Below are 17,101 nucleotides of genomic sequence, written 5' to 3' on the forward strand. Positions count from 1 at the left end.
AGACAGACTGACCGCGGTGAAAGGAGGCAGTCCATGGGTTCGGTGCGCAAGGCGAGTGCCTGGCTGGGTCTCGTGGAGGACAGCGACGACGATCGCTACTACGACGACGACTACGCGGAGGCCGCCCAGGGTTCGGTGGCCGGCCCCGGCGAGCAGTGGGTCACCGACCCCCGGGTCCGGGTGGCCTCCGAGTCGGCCGTCGAGCACGGCCGCCGCATCGCGACGGTGACCCCGGACGGTTTCCGTGACGCGCGGGGCATCGGCGAGCTGTTCCGCGACGGGGTCCCGGTGATCGTCAACCTGTCGTCGATGGACCCGGGTGACGCGAAGCGCGTCGTCGACTTCGCGGCCGGACTGACCTTCGGGCTGCGCGGTTCGATCGAGCGGGTGGCGACCAGGGTCTTCCTCCTGACCCCGGCCGACACCCAGATCGTCAGCGGCGAAGCGGGCGGCCGCTCGCGCGACTTCTTCAACCAGAGCTGAGCAGGGCTCTCACCGGAAGGCGTCCAGGCCGGTGAGTGCCTTGCCCAGCACCAGCTGGTGCATCTCGACGGTGCCCTCGTAGGTGAGCACCGATTCGAGGTTGGTGGCGTGCCGCATGACGGGGTATTCGAGGGAGATCCCGTTGGCGCCGAGGATGGTCCGCGCGGTGCGGCAGATCTCGATGGCCTCGCGGACGTTGTTGAGCTTGCCGAAGCTGATCTGCTCCGGCCGCAGGGTGCCCGCGTCCATGCGCCGGCCCAGGTGGTGGGCGAGCAGGATGCCCTTGTGGAGTTCCAGGGCCATGTCCGCCAGCTTGGCCTGGGTCAGCTGGAAGCCGCCGATCGGCTTGCCGAACTGCTCCCGCGTCCTCGCGTAGTCGAGCGCGGACTCGAAACTGGCCCGCGCCGCGCCCATGGATCCCCAGATGATCCCGTACCGCGCGTGGCTGAGGCAGCCGAGCGGCCCCTTGAGCCCGGTGACCAGCGGCAGCACCGCGTCGGCGGGCAGCCGTACGTCGTCCATCACCAGCTCGCTCGTGACGCTGGCCCGCAGCGACCACTTGTGCTTGATCTCCGGCGCGGAGAAGCCGGGGGTGTCGGTGGGCACCGCGAAACCGCGGATCCCCTCGTCGGTCTGCGCCCACACCACGGCGACCGCCGCGACGGAACCATTGGTGATCCACATCTTGCGGCCGTTCAGCACCCAGTCGGTGCCGTCGCGCTTGGCGTAGGTGCGCATCGCCGCGGGATCCGAGCCCACGTCGGGCTCGGTCAGCCCGAAGCAGCCGATGAGCTCGCCCGCGGCCATGCCGGGCAGCCAGCGCTGCTTCTGCTCCTCGGAGCCGTACTTCCAGATCGCGTACATGGCCAGCGACCCCTGAACGGAGACCAGCGAGCGGATGCCGGAGTCGGCGGCCTCCAGCTCCAGGCAGGCGAGGCCGTACTGCACGGCGCTGGCGCCGGCGCACCCGTAGCCCTCCAGGGACATCCCGAGCGCTCCGATGCCACCGAGCTCGCGGGCCAGCTCGCGGATCCCGGGCAGCTCGCCGCTCTCGTACCACTGCGCGATGTTCGGCAGCACCCGGTCGGCGGCCCAGGCGCGGACGGTGTCCCGGACGGCGAGGTCCTCGGGCCCGAGGAGCTCGTCGAGCCCGAGCGGATCATGGGGCAGGAACGCGGACACTGGGCCTCCCGGCGGCCTGAGACAGAACCTAGCAGCGCAAGTTTTGCGCTCGCCCGAAGCTATTAGCCATCGCCGGGCAAATCCAGACCCCACCGTTGCGGCCCCGCCGGCGATTGAGGCGCGGGGGTCCGGGGGCGGCGCCCCCGGCAACGGCGCCTCACCCGGCGGCACCGGACGGCGTCAGCCCGCCTGCTCGACCGGGGTCGGCCGCGCTTCCCCCTTCGCCTGCGCGGGCAACCGCACCTCCGCCGCCTCGTCCTCCGCCGCCCCGCAGTCCATGACCCGCGGCAGCTTCAGCGCCATCACCGCCCCCGCGAACAGCAGCACCGCGCTCACCAGCAGCGTCACGTGCAGTCCGTGCACGAACGACTGCCGCGCCGCCGCGTGCAGCGACGCCCCCGCCGGCCCCCCGAGGTGCGCGGCGATCTGGTAGGCCTCGCCCAGGGAGTTCGCCGCCCCCGCCGAGTCCGCCGCCGACACCCCCGGCACGTCCATGAGGCCCGGCCGGTACGCCGCGTTCATCACGCTGCCCAGCAGCGCGATGCCGATGCCCGCGCCCAGCTGGTACGAGGTCTCGCCGATCGAGGCCGCGCCGCCCGCGGTGGCCGCCGGGGCCTCGCTCAGCATCGACTCGTACGCGGCGAACAGCGTCGTCTGCAGCCCGAAGCCGAGCAGGATGAAGCCGATGGTCAGCAGCAGCGGCCGGTCCTGCTGGCCCATGAGGGTCAGCAGGAGCACGGCGCAGGCGGTCAGGACGAAGCCCAGCGACACCATCGTGCGCGGCCCGACCCGGGCCAGGGTGTACGAGCCGGTGGCACCCGCGGCCATGGCGGCGAAGGTCAGCGGCAGCAGTCGCAGGCCGGTCTCCAGCGGGCTGAGGTGCAGCACCAGCTGGAGGTACTGGACGGCGATCAGCTCCAGGCCGACCAGGGCGAGCATGGCGAGGACGATGCACGCGACCGAGGTGGAGAAGGCGGCCCGCGCGAACATCCGCATGTCGATCAGGGGGTGCTCGCGCCGCTTCTGGCGCCGTACGAACAGCACGAGCAGCACCACGCCGAGCAGCAGCGGGAGCAGTGCCTCGGCGTCGAGGAGCCGGCGTTCGGCGCCCAGCCGCTTGATCCCGAGGACCGTGCCCAGTACGCCGACGGCGGCCATCAGCGCGCCGAGGACGTCCCACGGCCCGTCGGCGGATCCGCGCGACTCCGGCAGCAGCCAGCGGCCGAGCGGCAGGATCAGGGCCATCAGCGGGATGTTGATGAGGAAGACCGAGCCCCACCAGAAGTGCTCGATGAGGAAGCCGCCGAGGACCGGTCCGCTGGCCGCGCCGATGGCGGCGACGGCGGTCCAGATGCCGATGGCGAGCGCCCGCTCGCGCCGGTCGGGGAAGACCTGGCGCAGGATCGACAGGGTGGCGGGCATGATCATCGCGCCGCCGATGCCGAGCAGGGCGCGCGCGGCGATCAGCACCTGGGCGTTGTCGGCGAGGGCCGCTATCGCGGAGGCCACGCCGAAGAGCCCGTAGCCGAGGAGGAGGACGCGGCGGCGGCCGACCCGGTCACCGAGGGTGCCGAAGAGGATGAGCAGCGAGGCGCAGACCAGCGGGTAGGCGTCGACGATCCACAGGAGCTCGATCGAGCCGGGGCGCAGGTCCTCGGTGACGGAGGGGACGGCGACGTGCAGGATCGTCGCGTCGAGCGCGACGAGGACCAGGCTGACGCAGAGCACCGCCAGGACGACCCAGCGGTTGGTCCCACCGGAGGCGGCGCCCAGCCGCTGCCAGGGGGAAGGGGTCCGGACCCCGGCCGCGTTCGTCCCCGACATGCATGTACCTCCCAGGTGATCCCTCGGGCTCGGCGGACCAGCGTCTTGTGGAGCCACGGGGGGTGGTGCGCTGTGCGGCGTCCAACGGGGTCCGGCATCGACACGCGAGTGAACGGTCAGCGTACGCGAGTTCGTCTGCCCGACACGTGGTCAAGCTCTCATCCCGGTGACGGCCTCCGTGTGGCGTGTGCCACTCCCTCCACCGTCATCCTTCCCCCGTGTACACGCGCGCTCACGGCCCGTGGTTTCCCCGTCGCCGCGCTTCCCGCCCGGCTCCGGCTCCTGAGGGGCGCATGGCCGCCGCCACCGATAATCATGCCTGTGGAAGATCTTGGATTTCGCCGGGCCGCGCCCGCACTGGCCGCCTTCGCCGCGGTCCGGCTGCTCGGGCTGACCGTGCTCGCGGCGTGGGGCGCGGCGGTCGGCAGCAGCCCGCACACACTGCTGTCCGCCCGCTGGGACTCGCTCTGGTACGCCCGCATCGCCGCGGAGGGGTACGGCTACGAGATCGCCCTGCCCAACGGGGACGTCCACTCGAACCTGGCGTTCTTCCCGCTGCTGCCGTGGCTGGAGCGGCTGGTGTCCGCCGCGACCGGGCTCTCGTACGGCTCCGCGGGTCTGGTGGTGTCGGTGGTCGCGGGGCTCGCGGCGGCCTGGGGGATCTTCGCGGTGGCCGACCTGGTCCACGGCCGCCGGGCCGGGGTGTTCGCGGTCGCGGTCTGGGCGGCGCTGCCGGTCGGGATCGTGCAGTCCATGGCGTACAGCGAGTCGCTGTTCACGGCCCTGGCCGCCTGGGGCCTCTACGGGGCCCTGCGCGGACGGTGGCTGACGGCGGGGCTGCTGGCGGCCGGGGCCGGGCTGACCCGCCCGGTCGGCGCGGCGGTGGTCGCGGCGGTGTGGGTGGCCGCCGCGCTGGCCTGGCGGCGCGGGGAGCGGTCCTGGCGGACGGTCGTGGGGGTGCTGCTGGCTCCGGCGGGCGCGGCGGCGTACGTGCTGTGGGTCGGCGCGCGCACCGGGGGCGGGCTGCTGGGCTACCTGGAGGTGCAGGGCGGCTGGGGCAACGGCTTCGACGGCGGCTGGGCGTTCGCGGGGTTCATCGGGGCGAAGCTGGCCTCGTCCGCGTTCCCCGCCGGGGTGGGGCTGATCGCGGGGGTCGCGCTGGTGCTCTGGCTGTACGGGAAGTGCGTCCAGCAGCGGCAGCCGGTGCCGCTGCTCGTGTACTGCGGGATCGTCGTGGCGCTGGCGCTGTGCGCGTCCGGGTACTTCGGCTCCAAGCCCCGGCTGCTGCTGCCCGCCTTCCCGCTGGTGCTGCCGCCGGCGGTGGCGCTGGCGCGCCGGCGGACCGGGCGGGCGGCCGCGGTGGTGGGCGCGCTGGCGCTGGCCTCGGCGGTCTACGGGGCGTTCTGGCTGAACGGATCGGGTCCTCCTTAGGACCCGCACGTCACGGAATGGATCATTCCGGCCCATCTTTCAGCAAAAGGAATGGCCCGCACGGCAATAAAGCCCATATAAGCGACCGAAACAATTCACGGAGACAGTCGATCAAGGGGCGGCCAACCACTGCCGAAATAGCGGGAATTAAGTCCCACGTGAGACCAACTCCACATCACATGGTCATCACAAACCCCGCGATTCGCCCGGGCCGACCAGCGGCGGGCGGTAACGTCGATTGAGTGCGTACCGACCAAATCCTGACCCGTCTGGAGCGGGTGTTCGCCCGGCTGGACCGGGAACCAGAGCGACCGGCTCATCTGCAAACCCCGCAGATGAGCCGGCACCGCGTCGTACTCCTGGGATCGACCCTCGCCTTCTATCTCGCAATCGTGGTCGCCGTACTGACCACTTCCTGGCTGGTCCGCCTGGACTGGCAGATCATGTTCTTCCGGCCCTACGAGCAGTGGCCGCAGCTGCACGCCTTCCTCGACTACCTGGTCGTGCTGGGCCAGCGCGGCCCCACCGCGGTCATGGTCGCCGCCTGGCTCGGCTGGCGCTCCTGGCGGCAGCACACCCTCCGCCCGCTGATCACCCTCGGCGTGGCGCTGCTGCTGCTCAACATCACCGTGGGGTCCGTCAAGCTCGGCCTCGGCCGGCTCGGTCCGCACTACGCCACGGAGATCGGATCCGCCGAACTCTTCGCCGGCGGCGATATATTCCCTTCCGGTCACACCGCCAACGCCGTGGTGACGTGGGGCATCCTGGCCTACCTGGCCTCCACCGGGGTCACCCGGCGGGTGCTGTCCGTGGTGTCCGCGGTCGTCTCGCTGAGCGTCGGCGCCACCACCGTGTACCTCGGCACCCACTGGGTCAGCGACGTCCTGCTCGGCTGGTCCGCGGGTCTGCTGATCATGCTGGCCCTCCCCTGGTTCGAGCCGCTCATCGCCCGGACCGAGGCCTACGTCTTCGACGTGCGCGAGCTGCTGCGCCGCCGCGCCGAGACCGGGCGCATGCCGGCGCCGGTGGTCTCCGTGCTCACCCCGCTGCTCTCGGCGGGCGGCAAGTGGCAGTTGCGGAGCCCCGCCGAGGCCGCCACCGACACCACCGGGGAGCCGGTCCCGCAGCCCGTCACGGCCACCGCGGCCGCGGCGGCCACCGCCACCGCGCACTCCCCCACCGCCCGGCCCGCCGTGCACCCGGCCGGCCGGCCGCACGTGATCCGCTCCGAGCGGACCCCGGTCACGCCGAACGGCAGCCGCCGCCCGGCGCACACCGAACGGGCCACTGCCCGGGGAGCGGCGGCCCGGCCCGTCGCCGGCGGCTGACGGTCCCGCCGCGGGGGCGGTACGCACCCCTCTCCCCGCGGCGCACGAAGGCGGGCCAGGTCCTCCGACCTGGCCCGCCTTCGCCGTTCGTCAGCGCCACGCCCGGACGTTCGTCCGTCCCGGGTCACGCTTGTGTCACAGAATATCAACAGCCGCAAATTGTTTACCGGTCCGCGACACGCCCGGGGTTCAGACGGTTTGGAATTTGCGCGAAACGCGGCCGAATTCTGGCCCGGGATTGCCACGGCCCTCTTGGACCAGACCAGTTGAATCCCCCTCAGCTCTCCTACATTTCCTTCACTTCTCCGGCCTCCAGGGCCCTGCCCAGGAGATCCCGCGCGGCCCTGATCCGATCCGTCAGCTCCGGTGGTTCGACCACTTCGAACTCACAACCGAGCAGCATGACGTGAATCACCAGAACGTCCAGGCTCACCGCCCCGGTCCGCAGCAGGCAGCTCTGCCCGTCGACCGGTTCCAGGACCCCGTCGCTCGGTCCGACGATCCGTGCCGCGTCCTGCGCCGAAACCTTCAGCCGCACCACCGCACGGGCCGCGTACGCCTGCCGCGACACCCCCTCGGAGACGTACGCGGCGAGGTCCTCGGCGGGGGCCGGGCGCGGCGGGAACCGCGGTCCGTGCGGAGGTCTGGGTTCGATCCGGTCGGCGCGGAAGGTCCGCCACGCCTCCCGGTCCAGGTCCCAGGCGACCAGGTACCAGCGCCGCTCGGTGCAGACCAGCCGGTGCGGTTCGACGGTGCGGCGGCTGACGTTCCCCTCGTGGTCGCGGTACCCGAAGCGCAGCCGCTCGCCGTCCCGGCAGACCGAGGCCAGCTCGGTCAGCACCGAGGGGTCCACGGTGGACCGCTGAGCGCCGCGCAGCATCGGCACGGTGTACTCGTTGAGCGCGGACACCCTGCGGCGCAGCCTCGACGGCAGCACCTGCTCCAGCTTCGCGAGGGCGCGTACGGAGGCCTCCCCGATGCCCTCGACGCCGTTCCCGGCGGCGGTCCGCAGGCCCACGGCGACGGCCACGGCCTCGTCGTCGTCCAGCAGCAGCGGCGGCAGCTCGGCCCCAGCACCCAGCTGGTAGCCGCCGCCGGTCCCGGGGCTGGCGTTCACCGGATACCCGAGCTCGCGCAACCGGTCGACGTCGCGCCGGACCGTCCGCGCGGTGACCCCGAGGCGGTCCGCCAGATCGGCCCCGGTCCATTCGCGGTGGGCCTGCAGCAGGGACAGCAGGCGCAGCAGTCGTGCGGAGGTATCGAGCATCCCCCGAGTCTGCCAGCGCGCCGCGCCCGGCCGGGGCCTCAGCAGAGCAGCGGTGGCGCCTCGGCGCCGCTGAGCCCGACGAGCGCGCAGAGGGTCTTCAGGGAGACCTTCCAGACCCCGTCCTCGAGGACCGCGGTCCCCTTGCTGCCGGGCATCACCGTCTCGTCACCGACCTTCAGGTCGTAGGTCACCTCGGCCTCGGTGGGCGTGGTGAAGGTGACGCCGGTGACCACGGCGGAGGCCTTGGCCGCTTCGGCACCGGCCGAGAAGCCGTCCAGCAGCACCTCGAGCAGGTCGCCGTGCTGCAACAGAGCGGCCTTCTCCTCGGTCGGGGTCTTCGGGTCGAAGAACGCGGTCCAGTTCTTCTCGATCTGTGCCTCGGCCGCCTCCGGGTCCGCGGGACCGTCCGCCGCCGGCCGGATCAGGACCGCGGCGGAGGGTGGGCCCGGTGCTCCCGCCGCCACCGCGGACGAGGACCATCCCACGGCCGCCGGAACGGCCAGCAGGACCGCGGCCGCCGTGCAGGCCGCGGCACGTGCGGAGGTCCGCGGGTGGGCGCGTGGGTGTCTGCTCTGGACCATCTGGCTCACCACCGGTGTCCGGGCGAGCCGTTCGGCCCGTCGTTTCCAGGGTCGGCGCCCGCACGGCATCGCGCAACGCGCGGACGGCCCCGGCGGCCCGGACGGCCCGCTCAGGGGCGCGGGGCCGGTGGCGGAGCGGCCGGAGCGGTGACCGGCACCGGCGCGGGCGCGGGCACCTGTGCGGGCACCTGTACGGGCCCGGCCGGGACCTGCGGCGGGGCGGCGGGCTCCGCGGTGGGCAGAACCAGCAGCATGCCCGCCGCGAGGGCCTCGGGCTTCGGTCCGATCCTCTCCCGGTTCGCCTCGTACAGGGCCCGCCACCCGCCCCGGATCCGGTGCTTGCGGGCGATCGACACCAGCGTGTCGCCGTCGCGCACCGCGTGCATCCGTCCGGCCAGCCCGTACCGCTTGGAGCACACCGGCCACGCGTTCCAGCCCTGCGAGCCCAGGACGTCCTCCGCGACCCGGATCTGCTGCACGCGGCCGGCCAGGTCGGCCCGTTCGGCGAACGCCAGCCCGCCGAACTCCTCCCACGTCGGCTGCCGGAACTGCAGCCCCCCGTAGAAGCCGTTGCCGGTGTTCACCGCCCATCGCCCACCGCTCTCGCAGTCGGCCACGCAGTCCCAGGGCCACTCCCCGCCCGGCCCGCAGTCCCCCGGCCCGTCCCCGATCACACCGGGCGAGCCGGGATGCGCCGCCCCGGCCGGCCCGGGCGCCGGAGGCGGTGGAGCCGCGGCCACGGCCGCGCGGGGCAGTACGAGCGCCAGCACGGCGGCGAGGGCGACGACGGCGCCGCCGGAGGCGGCCCGGCGGGTCCGGTGACGGGGCATCGGATCACGCTACGCAGCCCCCCGCGGCCCCCTCCGGCCCGCCACGCGGCAGGTCACCGCACCCCACCCGGTCGGCCGACCGCCGACACCGCCCCAAACAGCCACACTCGGGCATCAACTGAGCACGATCAGAAAACAGTTGGCATGGAAACGAAGCCGAGGTCGGCCGGTTCACCCTTCCGGGGGCCAGGTTCGAATCCGTTCCCTCAAATGGCGTGACCCCGGCCGCCGCTCGGCCGTTGAGCCCGGCGAGCCGGGAGCCTCCCGGACCCGCACCTATGCCGAGGAGCCACCCCGTGCCGCGCATGCTCGACGTCAGTGATGAGGTACGTGCCGAGATCGGTGACGAAGAAGCCGACAGGCTGCTCGTCGGCGAGGACGCGCCGCGCAGTTACGACTGCACCTCCTGCCGCACCCCGGGCGACCCCGAGAACGACCGCACCAGCACCGTGCTGTTCGTCGGCGAGGAGACCGCCGTCCTCGCCTTCGCCCACGCCACCTGCATCCCCTCCCAGGTGGTCTCGGTCTCCGAGGAGCAGCTCCAGGGCGCCGTCCGCAGCATCACCGGCGACAGCCCGGCCGCCGCCGGCGGCCCCGGCGCCGCCCCGCAGAACGTGCCCGGCGGCCAGGCCGTCCTCGGTATCACCAGCGGTCTGATCCTGATCGCCGGCGAGCTGCACCCCGCCCTGGTCGTCGAGCCGACCGCACCCATCGCCCGTCCCGGCAGCGACGGCCCCGGCGACGACTTCCTGCCGCTCCTCATCGAGCAGGGGTTCATCCCGGTCACCGACACCTCCGAGGTCCCCACCCTCCTCGGCGGCTGGTCGGTGCTGCTCGCCGCGGGCCAGCTGCACGCCGTCCTGCAGCCGGGCAACGACGGCGTCGGCCAGGTCGCCTGGTGGCAGGCGCACCAGGCGCTGTCGGTCACCGACGGCTGGCGGGCCGCCGTCAACAAGACCCAGCGCGTGCTCATCTACGCCGCCCCGGTCGGCTCCATCGGCCAGCAGCCCCGTGAGGACCTGCTGCGCGACGCGCTGGACAAGGCCGCCGCCGCGGGCAAGCTCGTCGCCGCCGCGATGCCGCTGGCGGGTACGCCCGGCGCCTGATCCCGCCGGTACGAGAACGGCCTCCCAGCCCCCTGCCGTGGGGGCCGGGAGGCGTGCGCCGGGGGTGTGCGGTCCGTCCCGCACACCCCCGGCGATCTGCGTTTCCAGCCCTGTCACCCCGCATCCGCAGCGCGCCGGTTTCGTTGGCTGATACGTGCATTCATACGACTCCACCCGCGCCCCGTCCTACCAGAGCACCGTCCCCGCGATGCGTCCCGCACGGGACCGGGACACCCCTCCGGCCGTCTCGCACACCCCGATCTACGACACGCTGTACTCGGAGTACCTGCGCGCCTTCCGGGCGCTGCCGGGCGACCGTACGGGCGAGGAGGACCACGGGTTCACGGCCTTCGCCTACGGGGGCTCGTACACGAGCGGCAGCCCGTACGGCAGCGGCTGGACCGGCTCCGGGTGGCAGCGCGTCGACGGCTGGCAGCCCTCGTACACCCCGCAGCCGCTGCCGGCGTACTCCTACGCGGGCAGCCCCGGATACGCCGACGGGCGGCAGCACCAGGCCGGGATGACGCACATCCCGGCGGCCCTGCCGCCCGCTCCGCGCCGGGGCTACTGACCCCGCCGAGTCCGCCGGAGCCCCCGCCCGGCTCCTACTTCTTCTTCTTGTACTGGGCGCCGCGCTTCTCGCGCACCCGCACCGAGATGTGGATCGGGGTGCCCTCGAAGCCGAACTCCTCGCGCAGGCGGCGCTCGATGAAGCGCCGGTAGCCGTGCTCCAGGAAGCCGGAGGCGAAGAGGACGAACCGCGGCGGCTTGCTGCCCGCCTGGGTACCGAACAGGATGCGGGGCTGCTTGCCGCCACGGATCGGGTGCGGGTGGGCGGCAACGACCTCACCGAGGAAGGCGTTCAGCCGGCCGGTGGGGACGCGCGTCTCCCAGCCCGCCAGCGCCGTCTCGATCGCCGGGACCAGCTTCTCCATGTGACGGCCGGTGAGCGCCGAGACGTTCACCCGGGGCGCCCAGGAGACCTGCTGCATCTCGGTCTCGATCTCGCGCTCGAGGTAGTAGCGGCGCTCCTCGTCGAGCTCGTCCCACTTGTTGTACGCGATCACGATCGCGCGGCCCGCCTCGACGGCCATCGTGATGATGCGCTGGTCCTGGACGCTGATGGTCTCGGTGGTGTCGATCAGGATCACCGCGACCTCCGCCTTCTCGACGGCGGCGGCCGTGCGCAGGGAGGCGTAGTAGTCGGCGCCCTGCTGCAGGTGGACCTTCTTGCGGATACCGGCGGTGTCGACGAACTTCCAGGTGATGCCGCCGAGTTCGATCAGCTCGTCGACCGGGTCGCGGGTGGTGCCGGCCAGCTCGTTGACGACGACGCGGTCCTCCTTCGCCACCTTGTTCAGGAGCGAGGACTTGCCGACGTTCGGGCGGCCGATCAGCGCGATGCGGCGCGGGCCGCCGGGGGCGGCGCCGCCGAAGGTCTGCTCGGGTGCCTCGGGCAGGGCCTCCAGGACGGCGTCGAGCATGTCACCGGTGCCGCGGCCGTGGAGCGAGGAGACCGGGTGCGGCATACCGAGGCCGAGCGACCACAGGGAGGCCGCGTCGGCCTCGCCGCTCTGGCCGTCGACCTTGTTGGCGCAGAGCACGACGGGCTTGCCCGCCTTGCGCAGCAGCCGTACGACGGCCTCGTCGGTGTCGGTGGCGCCGACCTTGGAGTCGACGACGAAGACGACGGCGTCGGCGGCCTCGATGGCGTACTCGGCCTGGGCGGCGACGGAGGCGTCGATGCCGAGGACGTCCTGCTCCCAGCCGCCGGTGTCGACGACCTTGAAGCGGCGGCCGGCCCATTCGGCCTCGTACGTGACGCGGTCGCGGGTGACGCCGGGCTTGTCCTCGACGACCGCCTCGCGGCGGCCGATGATCCGGTTCACCAGGGTCGACTTGCCGACGTTCGGGCGGCCGACGACGGCGAGGACGGGAAGCGGGCCGTGACCGGCCTCCTCGATCGCGCCTTCGACCTCTTCGATGTCGAAGCCCTCTTCCGCGGCGAGCTCCATGAACTCCGCGTACTCGGCATCGCCAAGTGCTCCGTGGTCGTGCTGGTCGTTCATGAAGTCCGTTCCTCGTCGTTCGTGGTGATCGGTGGTACCCGCGCAGCGCGGTTCCACTACTGGTTTCAAGTCTCGCTCAGCGCCCGGTGAGGCGCTTGGCGTCGGCCAGGTGGGCGGTCAGCCGGTCCTGGATGCGTACGGTGGCCTCGTCCAGTGCGGTACGGGTCCGGCGGCCACTGCCGTCACCCGCGTCGAAGGCCGAGCCGAAGACGACGTCGACCCGGCTCTTGAGGGCCGGCAGTCCCTTGACGACCCGGCCCGGGGTGTCCCCGCTGCCCAGGACGGCGACGGGGACGATGGGCGCGCCGCTGCGGACCGCGAAGTACGCGAGGCCCGCGCGCAGCGAGGCGAAGTCGCCCTCGCCGCGGGTGCCCTCGGGAAATATCCCCAGGGCTCCTCCATTGTCGAGCACGCCGAGGGCGCGGCCTATCGCCGTCCGGTCGGGGCCGCCGCGGTCGACCTTGACCTGCCCGATCCCTTCGAGGAAGGGGCCGAGCGGGCCCACGTACGCTTCCTTCTTGATCAGGAAGTGCAGCGGCCTGGGCGCGGTGCCCATGACCATGGGGCCGTCGATGTTGTGCGAGTGGTTCACGGCGAGGATGACGGGGCCCGAGGCGGGCACCTTCCAGGCCCCCAGCACGCGCGGCTTCCAGAGCCCGTACATGAGCCCGATGCCGATGCGCCTGCCGACCGCCGCACCCTTGAGGGAGGGCGCTTGGCTCACTTGCTGCCCGCCCGCTTCTCTTCCACCAGCGTCACGACGCACTCGATCACCTGGTCGAGCGTGAGTTCGGTGGTGTCCACCTCGACGGCGTCGTCGGCCTTGGCCAGCGGGGAGGTCTTGCGGCCGGAGTCGGCCGCGTCGCGCTTGATCAGCGCCTCCTTGGTGGCCGCGAGGTCGGTGGCCTCCTTGCCGCGGAGCTCGCCGCTGCGCCGGGCGGCGCGCGCCTCGGCGGAGGCGGTCAGGAAGATCTTGAGGTCGGCGTCGGGCAGCACGGTGGTACCGATGTCCCGGCCTTCGACGACGATCCCGTCGGCCTCCCGGGCCGCCGCGGCGGCGATGGACCGCTGCAGGTCGGTGATCAGGGTGCGCACCTCGGGGACGGCGCTGACGGCGCTGACCTTGGAGGTGACCTCCTGGGTCCGGATGGGACCGGCGGCGTCGAGGCCGTCCACGGTGATGGTGGGGGCGGCCGGGTCGGTGCCGGACACGATGGCGGGCTTGCCGGCGGCGATCGCGATGGCCTGCGGGTCGTCGGTGTCGACGCCGTTGGTGATCATCCACCAGGTGATGGCCCGGTACTGGGCGCCGGTGTCCAGGTAGCGCAGCCCGAGCTTGGCGGCCACGGCCTTGGAGGTGCTGGACTTGCCCGTGCCGGAGGGACCGTCGATGGCGACGATCACGGCGGACGGAGCTGCGGTTTCCACGGTGCGGGCACCTTCCTGGTTGCGCGTACGTGTCCGGGCGCGGCAAAGCGCCCCTCCCCAAGGTTACCGGCCCCGGACGGCGCCCGTCCCCGCCGTGCGTTCCGGGGGCCGGCGGACTCCGGGGAGGGGTCTGCCGGCCGGTGCTACTGCTGTCGCAGCGCCCAGCCCCGCTCGCGCAGCTCGGCGGTCAGGCCGGCCGCCGCCCGCGGTTCCACCATGAGCTGGACGAGGCCGGCCTGCTGGCCCGTCGCGTGCTCGATCCGTACGTCCTCGATGTTGACCCCGGCTCGCCCCGCGTCCGCGAAGATCCGCGCCAGCTCGCCGGGCTGGTCGCTGATGAGCACGGCCACCGTCTCGTAGACGATGGGCGCCGCGCCGTGCTTGCCCGGCACCCGGACCCGGCCCGCGTTCCCGCGGCGCAGCACGTCCTCGATGCCCGCGGCGCCGCCGCGCCGCTTCTCCACGTCGGCGGACTGCAGGCCGCGCAGTGCTTCCACGGTCTCCTCCAGGTCGGCGGCGATCCCGGCGAGGACGTCAGCCACCGGTCCCGGGTTGGCCGACAGGATCTCCACCCACATCCGCGGGTCGGAGGCCGCGATCCGGGTGACGTCGCGGATGCCCTGCCCGCACAGCCGGACCGCGGTCTCGTCGGCCTCCTCCAGCCGGGCCGCGACCATGCTGGAGACCAGCTGGGGGGTGTGCGAGACGAGCGCCACCGCGCGGTCGTGGGCGTCCGCGTCCATCACCACCGGTACGGCCCGGGACAGGGCCACCAGCTCCAGCGCGAGGTTGAGCACCTCGTGGTCGGTGTCCCGGGTGGGGGTCAGCACCCACGGGCGGCCCTCGAAAAGGTCCGCGGTGGCGGCGAGCGGCCCCGACTGCTCCTTGCCGGCCATCGGGTGCGTCCCGATGTACGCGGTGACGTCCACGCCGAGCGCCGCCAGCTCCCGCCGCGGTCCGCCCTTGACGCTGGCCACGTCCACGTAGGCGCGCGCGACCCGGCGCCCGATCAGGTCGGCCAGGGTCGCGGCCACGTGGGCCGGCGGTACGGCGACGATCGCGAGGTCGACCTGCCCCTCGGGGGCCTCGTCGGTGCCGGCCCCGAGGGCGGCGGCCGTACGGGCCCGGTCCGGGTCGTGGTCGGCGAGGTGGACGGTGATCCCCCTGGCGGACAGGGCGAGCGCCGCGGAGGTGCCGATCAGTCCGGTTCCGATGACGACGGCGGTTCTCACGAGGTACTCCCAGGGGACGGAAAGGCGAGCTGACGGACTGTCCGGCCAGGGTATCCAGCGACTGCGGCACGAGGGCCCGACCGCCCATCCCGTGGGACGGCGGCCGGGCCCTCGGACGGCGCTTCGGCCGGTCAGAACTTCTGCGCGCGGATGATCTCCTCCAGCGAACCGGTCGGAAGCTGCCCTTGCGGGCTCAGCCTGTCGACGGCGGTCGGCAGTGCCCGTGCGATCTGGTCGGCGGCCTCCTGCGGGCTGACGCCGGCCTGCGCGGCCGCCTTCTGCAGGGCCTCGTCGGGCAGTGCCTCGGCGATCTGGGCTCCGCTGACCGACTGGTTGTCACCGGTGCCGATCCATGACTGGGCCTGGTCGGCGAGGCCGGACTTGGTCAGCATGTCCATCAGTCCGCCGAGCGGGTTGCTGCCGTCGGCCCGGGAACCGCCGGCTCCGCCCATGAGGGCGCCGAGCAGCGCACCGAGGATGTTGCCGGCGCCGCCCGCGGCACCGCCTCCGGCGCTCCCGCCCTGACCGCCGCTCCCGCCCAGGAGACCGCCGAGAAGGGAGCCGAGGTCGTTACCCGCCATCGTCGTGCCTTTCGCAGAGGGACCGGGTCGCGCGGACATGGGCGTACCCGGGTTCGAGACACGGATAATGTCACCCATGGCGGACAGTGCCGCCACCTGGCGCACACCTGCGCGCCCCCTGCGGTAGAACCATCCGCATGATCTTCCACATCGTCCCGCTCGCCGACTGGGCCGCCTCCCCCGAGCTCCCGTACGCCCCGCCCTCACTGGCGGCCGAGGGGTTCGTGCACTGTTCCGCGGACCGCCCCACGGCACTCGCGATCGTCGACGCGCACTACCGGTCGGTACCCGGGATCCTGCTCGCGGTGGAGCTCGACGAGGACGTGCTGACCGCCGAGGTCCGCCGGGAGAGTGATTCCGGCGGCCGTTACCCGCATGTTCACGGCCCGCTGAACCGGGAAGCCGTGATCCACGTGTGGGAGGTCGTACGCACACCCGGCAGCCCTGCCTCACTGGCCCCATGGGAACCGGGCCGATGAATCGGCGCGGCAGGCTTCACCCGAGGCCCGCCGCAGGCCAGGATGCTGACGCCATCCGGCCACGAAGCGAGGAGAGACTCATGAGCGACCTCACGCACACCGCCCGGCGCACGGTACTGACGATCGGCGCGGCCGCCCTGGCCGGCGGTGCGATCACCGCCTGTGGCAGCAGCGGCGGTGAAAAGGCCTCCCCGGGGGAACCGAACGAGGTGCCCGCCCAGCCCGCGGAGCCCGCGGCCCCGGCTCCCGCCACCCCGGCGGACACCGGCGCCGCGGCCGGCAAGGCCCTCACCAAGAAGGCGGACGTGCCGGTGGGCGGCGGCAAGGTCTTCAAGGAGGAGAAGGTCGTGGTCACCCAGCCCAAGGCCGGCACCTTCAAATGCTTCACGGCGGTCTGCCCCCACCAGGGCTGCCTGGTCAACAAGGTGGAGGACGGCAGCATCGACTGCCCCTGCCACAACAGCAAGTTCGCGATCGCCGACGGCGCGGTGACCAAGGGCCCGGCCACCAAGGGGCTGGCGGAGAAGAAGATCAAGGTCGCGGCGGACGGCAATATCTCGCTCGCATAGCGGCAGGTCAGACGCCTAAGCTCCCCGAATGGACGATCTGACGCTGGTACGGGACCACACCGTCTACCGGTGCGTGATGGGCTCCCGGGCGTTCGGACTGGCGACGGGGGCGAGCGACACCGACCTGCGCGGTGTCTACCTCGCCCCGACGCCGCTGTTCTGGCGGTTCGAGAAACCCCCCACGCACGTGGAGGGCCCGCGGGACGAGGAGTTCTCCTGGGAGCTGGAGCGCTTCTGCGAACTGGCCCTGCGGGCCAACCCGAACATCCTGGAGTGCCTGCACTCCCCCCTGGTGGAAGAGGTCACCCCGGTCGGCGAGGAACTGCTCTCCCTCCGCGAGGCCTTCCTCTCCCGCCGGGCCCACACCAGCTTCACCCGGTACGCGGCCTCCCAGCGCGGCAAACTCCTCGCCGATGTCCGCGTGCACGGCGCCCCGCGCTGGAAGCACGCCATGCACCTGCTGCGCCTGCTGCTGTCCTGCCGTGACCTCCTGCGCACCGGCCGGCTGACCGTCGACGCCACCCCGCACCGCGACCGCCTGCTCGCGGTCCGCCGCGGCGAGCTCACCTGGGAGGAGGTCGACGCCTGGATGGCGCGTCTCCAGGAGGAGACGGAAAGCGCCCTGGCCCGCACCGTGCTGCCGGCGGAGCCGGACCACGCCCGGGTGCAGGACTTCCTGGTCCGCGCCCGCCGCGCGTCGGCCGCGTAGCG

The 17,101-nt window shown here is 72.8% G+C and carries 18 protein-coding genes; 8 read left to right on the forward strand and 10 right to left on the reverse strand.

What is annotated here, in order from left to right; all coding sequences use genetic code 11:
• Window positions 1–33: 33 nt before the first annotated feature.
• Entirely contained in the window at window positions 34–483 is a 450-nt protein-coding gene (locus ACXNSR_RS09455) for a cell division protein SepF (RefSeq protein WP_030012752.1), read from the forward strand.
• Window positions 484–492: 9 nt separating this feature from the next.
• On the opposite strand, the gene ACXNSR_RS09460 is transcribed toward ACXNSR_RS09455, so the two are convergent.
• Together ACXNSR_RS09460 and ACXNSR_RS09465 are read right to left on the reverse strand one after the other, a co-directional pair.
• Complete coding sequence (locus ACXNSR_RS09460; protein ID WP_458641658.1) at window positions 493–1,665, reverse strand: acyl-CoA dehydrogenase family protein; 1,173 nt, start codon at window positions 1,663–1,665, stop codon at window positions 493–495.
• A 180-nt stretch (window positions 1,666–1,845) separates the two neighbouring features.
• Window positions 1,846–3,489, reverse strand: a complete 1,644-nt coding sequence (locus ACXNSR_RS09465) for an MFS transporter (RefSeq protein WP_458641659.1) — start codon at window positions 3,487–3,489, stop codon at window positions 1,846–1,848.
• A 321-nt stretch (window positions 3,490–3,810) separates the two neighbouring features.
• Between ACXNSR_RS09465 and ACXNSR_RS09470 the strand changes: the two genes are divergently transcribed.
• Together ACXNSR_RS09470 and ACXNSR_RS09475 are read left to right on the forward strand one after the other, a co-directional pair.
• Complete coding sequence (locus tag ACXNSR_RS09470; protein WP_458641660.1) at window positions 3,811–4,920, forward strand: hypothetical protein; 1,110 nt, start codon at window positions 3,811–3,813, stop codon at window positions 4,918–4,920.
• Window positions 4,921–5,162: 242 nt separating this feature from the next.
• On the forward strand, window positions 5,163–6,248 hold the full coding sequence (locus ACXNSR_RS09475; protein WP_458641661.1) for a phosphatase PAP2 family protein: 1,086 nt from the start codon (window positions 5,163–5,165) through the stop codon (window positions 6,246–6,248).
• A 286-nt stretch (window positions 6,249–6,534) separates the two neighbouring features.
• Here the strand turns inward: ACXNSR_RS09475 and ACXNSR_RS09480 are convergent, their stop codons facing one another.
• The 3 genes from ACXNSR_RS09480 to ACXNSR_RS09490 all read right to left on the reverse strand — a co-directional run bounded on the left by ACXNSR_RS09480 (window position 6,535) and on the right by ACXNSR_RS09490 (window position 8,926).
• A complete protein-coding gene (locus ACXNSR_RS09480; protein WP_458641662.1) occupies window positions 6,535–7,515 on the reverse strand; it encodes a helix-turn-helix transcriptional regulator in 981 nt (326 codons plus the stop codon).
• Between the two features lie 38 nt (window positions 7,516–7,553).
• The gene (locus tag ACXNSR_RS09485) at window positions 7,554–8,096 is read right to left on the reverse strand and encodes a hypothetical protein (protein WP_458641663.1); all 543 of its coding nucleotides are present in this window, start codon (window positions 8,094–8,096) and stop codon (window positions 7,554–7,556) included.
• A 110-nt stretch (window positions 8,097–8,206) separates the two neighbouring features.
• Window positions 8,207–8,926: a transglycosylase family protein gene (locus tag ACXNSR_RS09490; RefSeq protein ID WP_458641664.1), complete on the reverse strand. Its 720-nt coding sequence runs from the start codon at window positions 8,924–8,926 to the stop codon at window positions 8,207–8,209.
• A 296-nt stretch (window positions 8,927–9,222) separates the two neighbouring features.
• On the opposite strand from ACXNSR_RS09490, the gene ACXNSR_RS09495 reads away from it, so the two are divergent.
• Window positions 9,223–10,032 (forward strand): hypothetical protein, encoded by an 810-nt coding sequence (locus tag ACXNSR_RS09495; RefSeq protein ID WP_458641665.1) that lies wholly within the window; start codon window positions 9,223–9,225, stop codon window positions 10,030–10,032.
• A 208-nt stretch (window positions 10,033–10,240) separates the two neighbouring features.
• Window positions 10,241–10,603 (forward strand): hypothetical protein, encoded by a 363-nt coding sequence (locus tag ACXNSR_RS09500; protein ID WP_458641666.1) that lies wholly within the window; start codon window positions 10,241–10,243, stop codon window positions 10,601–10,603.
• Window positions 10,604–10,637: 34 nt separating this feature from the next.
• Here the strand turns inward: ACXNSR_RS09500 and der are convergent, their stop codons facing one another.
• The 5 genes from der to ACXNSR_RS09525 all read right to left on the reverse strand — a co-directional run bounded on the left by der (window position 10,638) and on the right by ACXNSR_RS09525 (window position 15,420).
• Window positions 10,638–12,101, reverse strand: coding sequence for a ribosome biogenesis GTPase Der (der, locus tag ACXNSR_RS09505; protein WP_458641667.1), 1,464 nt, complete (start codon window positions 12,099–12,101; stop codon window positions 10,638–10,640).
• 76 nt (window positions 12,102–12,177) lie between these two features.
• Window positions 12,178–12,765 carry a lysophospholipid acyltransferase family protein gene (locus tag ACXNSR_RS09510; RefSeq protein WP_373041677.1) on the reverse strand — a complete coding sequence of 196 codons (588 nt, stop codon included), beginning with the start codon at window positions 12,763–12,765 and terminating at the stop codon, window positions 12,178–12,180.
• Window positions 12,766–12,821: 56 nt separating this feature from the next.
• A complete protein-coding gene (gene cmk, locus ACXNSR_RS09515; RefSeq protein WP_458641668.1) occupies window positions 12,822–13,529 on the reverse strand; it encodes a (d)CMP kinase in 708 nt (235 codons plus the stop codon).
• Window positions 13,530–13,672: 143 nt separating this feature from the next.
• The gene (locus ACXNSR_RS09520; protein ID WP_458641669.1) at window positions 13,673–14,761 is read right to left on the reverse strand and encodes a prephenate dehydrogenase; all 1,089 of its coding nucleotides are present in this window, start codon (window positions 14,759–14,761) and stop codon (window positions 13,673–13,675) included.
• Between the two features lie 131 nt (window positions 14,762–14,892).
• On the reverse strand, window positions 14,893–15,420 hold the full coding sequence (locus tag ACXNSR_RS09525; protein ID WP_458643243.1) for a YidB family protein: 528 nt from the start codon (window positions 15,418–15,420) through the stop codon (window positions 14,893–14,895).
• 59 nt (window positions 15,421–15,479) lie between these two features.
• Between ACXNSR_RS09525 and ACXNSR_RS09530 the strand changes: the two genes are divergently transcribed.
• From ACXNSR_RS09530 to ACXNSR_RS09540, 3 genes are all read left to right on the forward strand, one after another.
• Window positions 15,480–15,821 (forward strand): DUF952 domain-containing protein, encoded by a 342-nt coding sequence (locus tag ACXNSR_RS09530; RefSeq protein WP_458641670.1) that lies wholly within the window; start codon window positions 15,480–15,482, stop codon window positions 15,819–15,821.
• An 80-nt stretch (window positions 15,822–15,901) separates the two neighbouring features.
• The gene (locus ACXNSR_RS09535) at window positions 15,902–16,390 is read left to right on the forward strand and encodes a Rieske (2Fe-2S) protein (protein WP_458641671.1); all 489 of its coding nucleotides are present in this window, start codon (window positions 15,902–15,904) and stop codon (window positions 16,388–16,390) included.
• A 28-nt stretch (window positions 16,391–16,418) separates the two neighbouring features.
• Entirely contained in the window at window positions 16,419–17,099 is a 681-nt protein-coding gene (locus ACXNSR_RS09540) for a nucleotidyltransferase domain-containing protein (RefSeq protein ID WP_458641672.1), read from the forward strand.
• Window positions 17,100–17,101 lie beyond the last annotated feature (2 nt).

The organism is Streptomyces sp. NC-S4, assembly GCF_054353315.1.